Source organism: bacterium, from assembly GCA_035703895.1.
Lineage (GTDB): Bacteria > Sysuimicrobiota > Sysuimicrobiia > Sysuimicrobiales > Segetimicrobiaceae > Segetimicrobium.
Genome location: DASSXJ010000031.1, coordinates 19028 through 28633, shown reverse-complemented (window position 1 = coordinate 28633; position 9606 = coordinate 19028). Strand labels below are relative to the sequence as shown.

The 9606-nt window shown below is 68.4% G+C and carries 10 protein-coding genes; 6 read left to right on the top strand and 4 right to left on the bottom strand.

The window, feature by feature from the left end; all coding sequences use genetic code 11:
* The 6 genes from VFP86_02370 to VFP86_02345 all read left to right on the top strand — a co-directional run.
* Nucleotides 1–304: ABC transporter permease subunit (locus VFP86_02370; GenBank protein ID HET8998470.1), on the top strand; the 304-nt coding region annotated here is incomplete at its 5' end.
* Between the two features lie 13 nt (nucleotides 305–317).
* Nucleotides 318–1670 carry an FAD-dependent oxidoreductase gene (locus VFP86_02365; GenBank protein HET8998469.1) on the top strand — a complete coding sequence of 451 codons (1353 nt, stop codon included), beginning with the start codon at nucleotides 318–320 and terminating at the stop codon, nucleotides 1668–1670.
* 2 nt (nucleotides 1671–1672) lie between these two features.
* A complete protein-coding gene (locus VFP86_02360) occupies nucleotides 1673–2473 on the top strand; it encodes an enoyl-CoA hydratase-related protein (GenBank protein HET8998468.1) in 801 nt (266 codons plus the stop codon).
* Nucleotides 2473–3660: a CoA transferase gene (locus VFP86_02355; GenBank protein ID HET8998467.1), complete on the top strand. Its 1188-nt coding sequence runs from the start codon at nucleotides 2473–2475 to the stop codon at nucleotides 3658–3660. The genes VFP86_02360 and VFP86_02355 overlap by 1 nt, the downstream gene beginning before the upstream one ends.
* Nucleotides 3657–4508: a BtpA/SgcQ family protein gene (locus VFP86_02350; protein HET8998466.1), complete on the top strand. Its 852-nt coding sequence runs from the start codon at nucleotides 3657–3659 to the stop codon at nucleotides 4506–4508. Before VFP86_02355 ends, VFP86_02350 begins: the two co-directional genes overlap by 4 nt.
* Nucleotides 4509–4562: 54 nt before the next feature.
* A complete protein-coding gene (locus VFP86_02345; GenBank protein ID HET8998465.1) occupies nucleotides 4563–5615 on the top strand; it encodes an ABC transporter substrate-binding protein in 1053 nt (350 codons plus the stop codon).
* Between the two features lie 29 nt (nucleotides 5616–5644).
* Here the strand turns inward: VFP86_02345 and VFP86_02340 are convergent, their stop codons facing one another.
* The 4 genes from VFP86_02340 to VFP86_02325 form a co-directional block, all read right to left on the bottom strand.
* A complete protein-coding gene (locus tag VFP86_02340; GenBank protein HET8998464.1) occupies nucleotides 5645–6550 on the bottom strand; it encodes an NAD(P)-dependent oxidoreductase in 906 nt (301 codons plus the stop codon).
* Nucleotides 6551–6569: 19 nt separating this feature from the next.
* Complete coding sequence (locus VFP86_02335; GenBank protein HET8998463.1) at nucleotides 6570–7757, bottom strand: Xaa-Pro peptidase family protein; 1188 nt, start codon at nucleotides 7755–7757, stop codon at nucleotides 6570–6572.
* A gap of 77 nt (nucleotides 7758–7834) precedes the next feature.
* Nucleotides 7835–8659 carry an ABC transporter permease gene (locus tag VFP86_02330; GenBank protein HET8998462.1) on the bottom strand — a complete coding sequence of 275 codons (825 nt, stop codon included), beginning with the start codon at nucleotides 8657–8659 and terminating at the stop codon, nucleotides 7835–7837.
* Between the two features lie 17 nt (nucleotides 8660–8676).
* On the bottom strand, nucleotides 8677–9597 hold the full coding sequence (locus VFP86_02325; protein HET8998461.1) for an ABC transporter permease: 921 nt from the start codon (nucleotides 9595–9597) through the stop codon (nucleotides 8677–8679).
* Nucleotides 9598–9606 lie beyond the last annotated feature (9 nt).

Genomic DNA, 9606 nt, shown 5'->3' with positions numbered 1-9606 from the left:
GGCCAGCCGGTGGGAAGTGTTCCGGTACCTGCGGTGGCCGACGTCGCTCCCGTACCTGTTCTCGGCGCTGCGAATCGCGAGCACCGCGAGCCTGCTCGGCGCGATCGTCGGGGAATGGATCGGCTCGAACTCCGGCCTCGGGTACCTCATCGTGGCGGCGACCTATGACTACCGCACCCCGCTCCTCTACGCGACGATGGCCGTCGCCTCGGCCCTGGCGCTCGCGCTGTTCGGGGCGATCTCGATCCTCGAGCGGTATGCGATCTCGTGGCGGCAACCCTCCGGGGTCGGCGCCGACTCATGAAGGAGAGCGGATCATGAAGACGGTGCGCGAGGCAGCCGTGGAGACCCCGGTGGTCGCCGAGGCCGATGTGGTGGTCGTGGGAGGCGGGCCTGCGGGGTTCGCGGCGGCGGTCGCCGCCGCCCGCAATGGGAGCAGGGTCCTGCTGCTCGAACGATACGGATACCTCGGCGGCATGGCGTCGGGCGGCATGGTCGTCCTGCTGGATGACATGTGCGACCGCCACGGGAAGACCGTCGCCGGCATCGCGCAGGAGATCGTCGACCGCATGGTCGCCGCGGGCGGGGCCGTCACCCCGCCGCTCGAGGAGTGCTTCAAGCAGGACGTCGAGCTCTGGTGGCGCTGGGCGCGGTGGGGGTTCGAAGATTTTTACGCACGAACCACGCCGCATCCCACAACATACGGCGCATCGTTCGACCCGGAGTGCTGGAAGCAGATCTCGCTCGAGATGACGGCCGAGGCCGGGGTGGCGCTCCGGATGCACTCGTGGTTTTCGCGGGCGATCGTCGAGGATGGCCGCCTGAGCGCCGTCGTGATGGAGACGAAGGCCGGGCGGCAGGCGATCGCGGGGCGGGTGTTCATCGATGCGACCGGCGACGGGGACGTCTTCGCGAGCGCTGGCGCACCGTTCGTCCATGGCACGTACATGCTGACGCTCGTGCACCGGCTCGCGGCCGTCGACGTGGACCGGGCGATCCGGTTCGAGCGGGAGCATCCCGGCGAGGCCCGTGAACTCAACGCCACAGTCAAACGCATCATCGGAGGCTCCTGGGACTTCTGGTGGCTGCGCACGCCCCGGGAGGGGATCATCTGGTGCAACTGTCCGCACCTGCATGGCCTGAACGGCCTGTCCGTCGAGGACCTCACCCACCTCGAAGCTGAGGCACGGCAGCGGTTCACGAAGGCCGTCGTCTGGGTGCGGGCCAACATGCCGGGGTTCGAGCACGCCTACATCCTGGACGCTGCACCGCAGGCGGGCGTCCGGCAGACCCGGCTCCTCGAGGGCGAGTACGTGCTGACCAAGGAGGACGTCGCCGGACGCCGGCAGTTCCCCGATGTCATCGGCCGGGGCCGGGATTACTTCATGCCGTACCGGTGCATGCTGCCGAAGGGGATCGACGGGCTCCTCGTTACCGGCCGCTGCTTCTCCGCCACGTCCGAGGCACAAAAGTTGAGCCGGGAGATCCCGCCGTGCATGGTGATGGGCGAGGCCGCGGGGACCGCCGCGGCGATGGCGGTAGCGGCGGGGGGTGAACCGAGGGCGGTTGACGTGGGAGCCCTCCAACGCCGCCTTCTGGCGCAGGGGATGGATCTGGGGTCCCCCGCTCCGGCGGGAGCCGCCGGGATCGCCGCCACAGGAGGCGCGTGACGATGCCGGAAGACCCGCGAGCCGGAGCCGGCGTACGGTACCGGAAAGATGGGCCCATCGCCCGCGTGACCATCGACCGGCCGCACGTCCTGAACGCGCTCAACCGCGCGGCGCACGACGCCCTCGCGGGCGTCTGGGACGAGGTCCGCGACGATCCCGACGTGCGGGTGGCGGTGCTGACGGGAGCGGGATCGCGGGCGTTCTGTGCCGGCGCCGACATGAAGGACGCCGGGGACGCGAGCGGGCTCGATTACCTCACGGGGGGGCCGCCGCTGGGCGCGGGAGGGCTCTCGCTCCGTCGCGACCTCTTCAAACCCGTGATCGCCGCCGTCAACGGGCTGGCCCTCGGCGGCGGGTTCGAGCTCGCGCTGGGCTGCGATCTCATCATCGCCGCCGAGCACGCCGAATTCGGATTTCCGGAACCTCGCGTCGGTAGGATGGCGCTCGACGCCGGCATCACGCTCCTGGCGCGCCAGGTTCCTCTCAAGATCGCCATGGGGTTGCTCCTCACGGGGCGCCGGATCAGCGCCCAGGCAGCCGAGAGCGCGGGATTGGTGAATGAGGTGGTGCCGCGGGAGGATCTCTTGCAGGCCGCGGATCGCTGGGCCGCCGACATCGTCGCGTGCGCCCCGCTTGCCGTCGAGGCGACGAAGCAGGTCGCGCTCGCCGCGCAGGACCTGCCCACGTGGGCCGCCCCCCGGTGGTTCCCGCGCCGCGTCCTCGAGGCCGTCGCCTCCGAAGATGCCCGGGAAGGGGTTCAGGCCTTCCGAGAGAAGCGCAGTCCCGCATGGAGGCGCCGGTGATGACCGAGGGAGGTCCGCTGCCTCTGGATGGCGTGCGGATCCTGGACCTCACGCAGATCACCCTGGGGCCCGTGGCGACGCAGATGCTCGGCGACTTCGGGGCGGACGTGATCAAGATCGAGCGCCCCGGGCAGGGCGACTACACGAGATCGACGCTGGCGCACTCCAACGGGGTCAGTTACGTCTTCCTGGCCAGTAACCGGAACAAGCGCGGCGTCACCATCGATCTGCGGAACCCGGCGGGCCGGATGGCGCTCGAGCGGTTGCTCACGGACGCCGACGTCCTCGTACACAACTTCCGCCCAGGCACCATGGAACGGCTCGGGTTCGGGTACGAGCAGCTCAGCGGGCGGTATCCGCGTCTGATCTATGCGGTGGGCAGCGGGTACGGCCTGAGCGGCCCGTATGTGAAAAAAGGGGGCCAGGATATTTTGGCGCAGGCGCTCGGGGGCGCCCTACTGCGGCGCGCGGAGTCCAATGCCCCCCCGGAACCGTTCAGCACCGCGATCTGCGATTGTGCCGCCGGAATGCTCCTCGTGCAGGGCATCCTCATGGCGCTGCTCGCGCGGCAGAAAACCGGGCGCGGGCAACTGGTCACCGCCTCGCTGCTGGACGCGATGCTCTACATGCAGCAGCAGGAAGCCACGGCGCTGATGAACGCGGGGCAGGTCATCAACTGGATCGCGATGCCGCTTAACGGCACGTTTCGTACCTTCGACGGAGGGTGGATCGTGATGATCGGCGCGTTCAAGGTCGACCCTCTGGGCGATATCTGCCGGGCCCTGGATCTCGCGCCGCTGGGGGACGATCCACGGTTTGCCACCGAAGCCGCCCAGTTCGCGCACCGGGACGAACTGCAGGCGATCTTTCGCCGCCGGTTCGCCGAGCTCACGCAGGCCGAGGCGCTGGCCCGGCTCGAAGGCCAGGATCTCCTCTGCGCACCGGTGCAGAGTCTGGACCAGGCCGTCGCCGACCCCCAGGTACGCCATAACGAGATGGTGGTGGAGGTAGTCCATCCCGTCCTCGGCCGATTCCGCACCATCGGGATCCCCATCAAGCTGTCTGAGACACCCGGACAACTTCGCCTTCCGCCTCCGGAACTCGGGGAGCACACCGACGACGTGCTGGCCGAAGCGGAGTACAGTCGGGAGGACATTCAGCGGCTACGGGCTGAGGGGGCGGTATGAGCCGGGCGCGGTTTCGCACCGTGTTCTCCCAAGACAAGGTGGTGCTCGGCATGGTCCATTTGCATCCCCTTCCCGGCGCGCCTCGGTATGGGGGCCGTCTCGTGCCCGTGGTGGACGCGGCCCTGGCCGATGCCGAGGCGATCCGGCGCGGCGGCGCCGGCGGGATGATCGTCGAAAACTTCAACGACAACCCCTTCTACCCGGACCACGTGGAGGCGGAAACGGTCGCCGCGATGTCGGTCATCGCCAAGGAGGTCGTGCGGGTGGCCGGGGACCTGCCGGTCGGGATCAACGTGCTCCGCAACGACTGGAAGGCCGCGCTGGCCGTGGCGCTGGCGGTCGGGGGCCGCTTCATCCGCCTCAACGTTCTCACCGACGCGCTGGTGACCGACCAGGGCATCATCGAGGCACCGGCGCATCTCGCCCTCCGGTACCGGCGCGCGCTGGGCGCCGACCACCTTTTGATTCTCGCGGACGTCTATTGCAAGCACGGCGCCCCGCTGGCGCGGCGTCCCTTGGGGATCGTGGCGCGCGACACCGCGGAGCGGGGTCTCGCGGATGCGCTGATCGTCTCGGGCGAGGAGAGCGGGGATCCTCCCCGGCGCGAGGATATCCTCGAGGTCCGCGCGGCCGTCCCCGACGTCCCCGTCCTCCTCGGGAGCGGGATGCGCGAGACCACCGCGGAGACGGTCGCGCTCGTCGACGGCTCGATCTTCGGATATCATGCCAAGGTCGACGACATCATCACCAATCCGGTGGATCCCGAGCGGGTGCGGCGGTTCGTCGCCGCCGTCGCGGGCGCGCGCGTCGCATCCTCGGGCATCCGGGGGTCGGGAGCCGCCGTCTAGCAGGACGGTCGTGTTCGCGTTACGAGCGGTCACGAATGGGAGGAGGGACGTCGGATGACATACGACGGGATCACGCTGGTGGCACAGGGGATGGGACGTCGTGCGTTCCTGGCCCGCACTGGGGCCCTCGGCCTCGCGCTGGCGGGCGGAGGCGTCGCGGGGAGCGCGGGTCAGGCGCAGTCCCAGGGCCTCACGACCGTCGGCGAGCAGCTGGGATGGCTCGCCAACTCGCAGATGGCCGGAGATTTCGCGGCGCTCGATAAGGGGTTCTTCAAGGAGGCGGGCATCGATCTCAAGATCCAGCCCGGGGGACCGGCGATCGACCCGGTCCAGATCGTGGCCGGCGGCGGGACGATGTTGGGGAACGCCGCGTCGATCTCCACGATGCTGATCGCACGCAGCCGGGGCGTGCCGATCAAAGCCTTTGGCACCGCCCTGCAGCGCCATCCGTTCGCCTTCATCTTCTTTGCCAAGTCGGGGATCAGAACGCCCCACGATTTCGTCGGCAAGACGATCGGCATTCAACCAACCGCCCGGCCGCTCTTGGACGCCGTGCTGACGAAGTATCAAATTCCCAAGGACAAGGTGAAAGTGCTCGCGGTGGGGGGCGACAGCACCCCGCTCGTCACCCATCAAGTCGACGTCATCACTGGGTGGCTGATCAACTCCGCGCAGATGGATGCGGCGCAATCGGCGGGGAACGTCAGTTACTTCCGCCTCTGGGATCTCGGGATCCGCATGTACGCCCTCACCTATTTCGCGACCGATCAGGCCCTGCGCGATCGGAAGGACGTCTTGGCCCGGTTCCTCGGCGCGAGCGCGCGTGGCTGGATGTACGCGGCGCAGCATCCCGAGGAGTCCATCGACAGCCTGCTCCGCCACACGACCGGCCTGGACCGGGCACTCGAGCTCAAGACGTGGCAGAACGAGATCCCCTTCCTCACCTCGATCGAGACCAAGCAGCACGGCTGGGGGTGGATGGACGCCCAGGTATGGAAGGACCTCAGCGAAGTCTACATGACCCTCAACGAGACGTCCCGGCCGGTTCAGGTCGAGGAGGTCATGACCAACGAGATCGTCGGGATGGCCAAGACCCCAAAGGTCTAGGGCGCAGATGCGCACGCGTGAGGCGGCGACTAGGAGCCGCCGCCTCCTTTGACTTCGAGCTTCAAGATCGTCTCGAGTCCCTGGATCACTGCCGTGCTGTCCTGCGCGCCGAAGCCGAGCGCTCGCGCCAGTTGCAGTAGCTCGGTCGCGCCGTTTGCCGCCGGCAGCGGGACGGTCATCTCGCGCGCCAGTTGGGTGGCCTGACGGATGTCCTTGTACGCCAGGTCGAGCCGGAAGTTGACCTGGTCGAACGCGCGCGCGAACACTTTGGGGACCATGGACCGAAGCGCGGGGCTCGCGGACGTGCTCGAAGCCAGCATCTCGTAGACCTTCTCGACGTCCAACCCTGCCGCGGCGGCAAGCGCGAAACCCTCCGCGATGGCCGCGGAGCTCACGATGCCGATCATGTTTTGCACGAGCTTCGCGGTGTGGCCGGCTCCAATCCCCCCAAAATGGAAGATCGACGATCCCATCGCCGCAAGGAGCGGCCGCACCGACTCCAACGTCGCTTCGTCCCCTCCCACCATGATCGTCAGGGTTCCGCCCTGCGCCCCTTCCGGGCCCCCGGTCACAGGGGCGTCGAGGAACCGGCCGCCGCGCTCCGCCACCCGGGCCGCTACCCGGCGGGTCTGCGGTGGAAAACTTGTCCCCATGTCGATCACGGTGTACCCGGGCGCCATGGCGGCCGCCGCCCGGCCGGGCTCGAAGAGCACCTCTTCCACCTCATCGGCCGTGGGCAGCATCATGATCGCGATGTCGGTGCGCCGTACGGCCTCCGCGGCGTCCGACGCCTCAGCGGCCCCTTTTCCCACGAGGCGCTCGACGCCCGCGCGGCGGCAGTGGGCGACCAGCACGAGGGCGTGCCCATTAGACACCAGATGCCCCGCCATCGGTTCCCCCATTTGCCCGACCCCAAAGAACGCGACCCGTGCCATCACCGCTCCCCCTGCGACATCATCGTGACGACCATGTCACAACCGGGTACTGCGTCAGCCGCTCGAAACCGGTCTCGGTGATGAGGAGGGTGTCCTCGACCACACCGGTCCCAAGGCCCTCGATGACGACCATCGGCTCATACGCGAGGGTCATCCGCGGCCGGAGTTCGGTGGGATTCCCCGCGTACAGCCCGGGTGTCTCAATCACCGACATCCCGATGCCGTGTCCGAACCCACCCGGGCAGTAGTACTGCTCGAACTTCGTCCCGCGGACCACGGCCAGCAACGCATTCGACACATCGTCGATGGTCCGGCCGGGGCCCATCACCTCCAACCCGGCGCGGTACAGATCGAGCCCGACATTGAGCGCGGTCAGCCCTGCTCCCTCGGCCGTCCCCACTACCGTGCACCGGCTCACGTCCGACATATAGCCGTCGAAGGCGGCCCCCAAATCGATGAACACCATCTCGCTCCCGACGAGCACCCGCCGCCTCGGCGTCCCGTGTTTGAGCCCCGCCTGAGCCCCTCCGACGACGCAGGTGGCAAACCCCTCGCGAGCGCCGAGGGCGTGCAGCCGCTCCACGCCAGCCGCAGCGACTTCGGTTTCTTGAGCGCCGGCGCGGAGTGCCTGAAACACCGCACCCATCGCGACGTCGGCGATCCGCCCGGCTTCCCGCATCTTGGCGACCTCCTCGTCGCTCTTGAGCAGGCGAATCGAGCTCAGGAGGTGATCAGCCGGCCGGAGGCCGGGCAGGCGCGCGACGAGGGCTGCGTGGAGCGCGAACGGCAGGATGGGGCTCCCGATCAATCCGATGCGGGCGGCGCCCGTGGCCGCGTCGGCCGCGAGCACGGCGACCTCGTCCGCCGACCCTCCGTAGACGGGGCCCCGGGCGGCCCGGACATCGGCGACGCGACACGCCCAGATCATCGAGTGCATCGGCTCCCCGTGCAGGAGCGCATCGGTCGTCACCGTGACGGTCCCGTCATGGCGCACCACGACAAAGGCGCTCCCGAACGCCGGGACGTAGTTGGTGAGATACCGGATCGCCGACGGGGATGCCGCGTTCCCAGACACGCAGAGCGCATCGAATCCTTCCGCGGCCATGCCGGCGCAGAGCGCGGCGATTCTCCGATCGTACTCGGCGTCGCTGAACTCCGGCACCAGATACGGTTTTCTGGCCTCGAGATCGTAGCGAAGTCGCGGCATGCGTCCCTCCCTCCCGGTGCAGCGTGTTTCGAGCTTGGGGTCAAAAGCCACTTCTCGTTTCCGGAGGTGTCTCCTCGTTACACCACGCCTCGGAGGCGGGGATCCAACAAGTCCCGGAGACCGTCTCCCAACAAGTTGAACGCGAGCACGGTGACGAAGATCGCCAGCCCGGGGAACAACGTGACGTGCGGCGCGAGGTACATGTTCACGCGGCCGGTGGCCAGCATCGCCCCCCACTCGGGCGACGGCGGTTGCGCGCCGAGCCCAAGAAAGCTCAATGACGCCGTCGTGATGATGGCCGTCGCCATGCTGAAGGTCGCCTGGACCAGGATCGGGGGGAGTGAGTTCGGGAGCACGTGCCGGGCGAGGATGCGGACATCCGGCACCCCGACGGCCGAGGCGGCCTGAATGTAGTCGAGCTCCCGCACGGTCAGGGCCGACGCACGGGTCAGGCGGACGAACACCGGCACCGACTGAATTCCCACCGCCAGCATCGCCTGCCAGAGACCCGGCCCCAGGATCGCGACGACGACGAGCGCGAGGAGGATGCCGGGAAAGGCCATCATCAGGTCCGTCATCCGCATGATCGGCGCATCCCAGCGAGGATGGTAGCCCGCCACCACGCCGGCCGGGACCCCGATCCCTGCGGCCACGCCCACCACGAGGACGCCGACGGCCAACGAGATGCGGGCGCCATACACGAGGCGGCTCAGGATGTCCCGGCCGAGTTCGTCGGTGCCGAGGAAATGTCGCGCCACGCCGGGCGGCGCCAGCCGGCCGCGGAGGTCCTGCACGCTGGGCGGCAAGGAGGCGACCCGGGGGGCAAGCAGTGCGAGGGAGACCTCTGCCAGGACAACGATGAGGCCGACCAGGGCCGAATGATGGCGCAGGACGCGGCGCACGAGTCCCTCGCGGTCACCTATGCGTAGCGGACGCGGGGATCGGCGACTGCATAGGCAAGGTCCACCAGCAGATTCACCAACGCGAAGTTGAGGGCCAGGACCAGGATCCCGGCCTGCACCACCGGATAGTCCCGGTCGAGGATCGAGCTCACGACCAGGGATCCCATCCCGCGCATCGAGAACACCGACTCGGTAATCACCGTCCCGCCGAGTACGTACCCGAAGTTGAGCCCCATCACGGTGATCACCGGGATCAGCGCGTTGCGCAGCGCGTGCCGGGTGATTGTTCCGTGCCCCGTCAGCCCCTTGGCGCGGGCGGTCCGGATGAAATCCTGCCCCAGCACCTCCAGCAGGCTCGACCGCATCTGCCGTGCGATGAGTGCGAGGGAAAATGTTGCCAGCGAAATCGACGGCAGCACAAAGTGCGCGAGGGAGTCGCTGCCGATCGATGGCAGCCAGCGGAGCGTCACCGAGAACAACAAGATGAGGTTGAGCCCGAGCCAGAAATTGGGGACGGACAGGCCGCCGACCGCGATCACCATCGACACCAGGTCCACCGCCGTGCCGCGGCGCACCGCGGCCGCGACCCCGAGCGGGACTCCGAGGACGGCGGCGAGGAGAAGCGAAAACACGGCCAGCTGCGCCGTAATCGGATACGACACGGCCAACTCCCGTGCAACGGGCACGTTGCTGTGAAACGATTGGCCGAGATTTCCCCGGACCAGATTCCCGATATAGCGGCCGAACTGTACGGGCAGGGGCCGATCGAGACCGAGCCGGATCTCTACCGCCTTGATGCTGTCGGCCGAGGCGAATTCGCCGGCGATTACTCGCGCCGGATTCCCCGGGATGAGGCGCAGCATCGCGAAGGTGATGACCACCACCCCGACCACCACCAGGAGGACATGAACCACGCGACGCGCGATGTAGGGCAGCAACGACCGCCC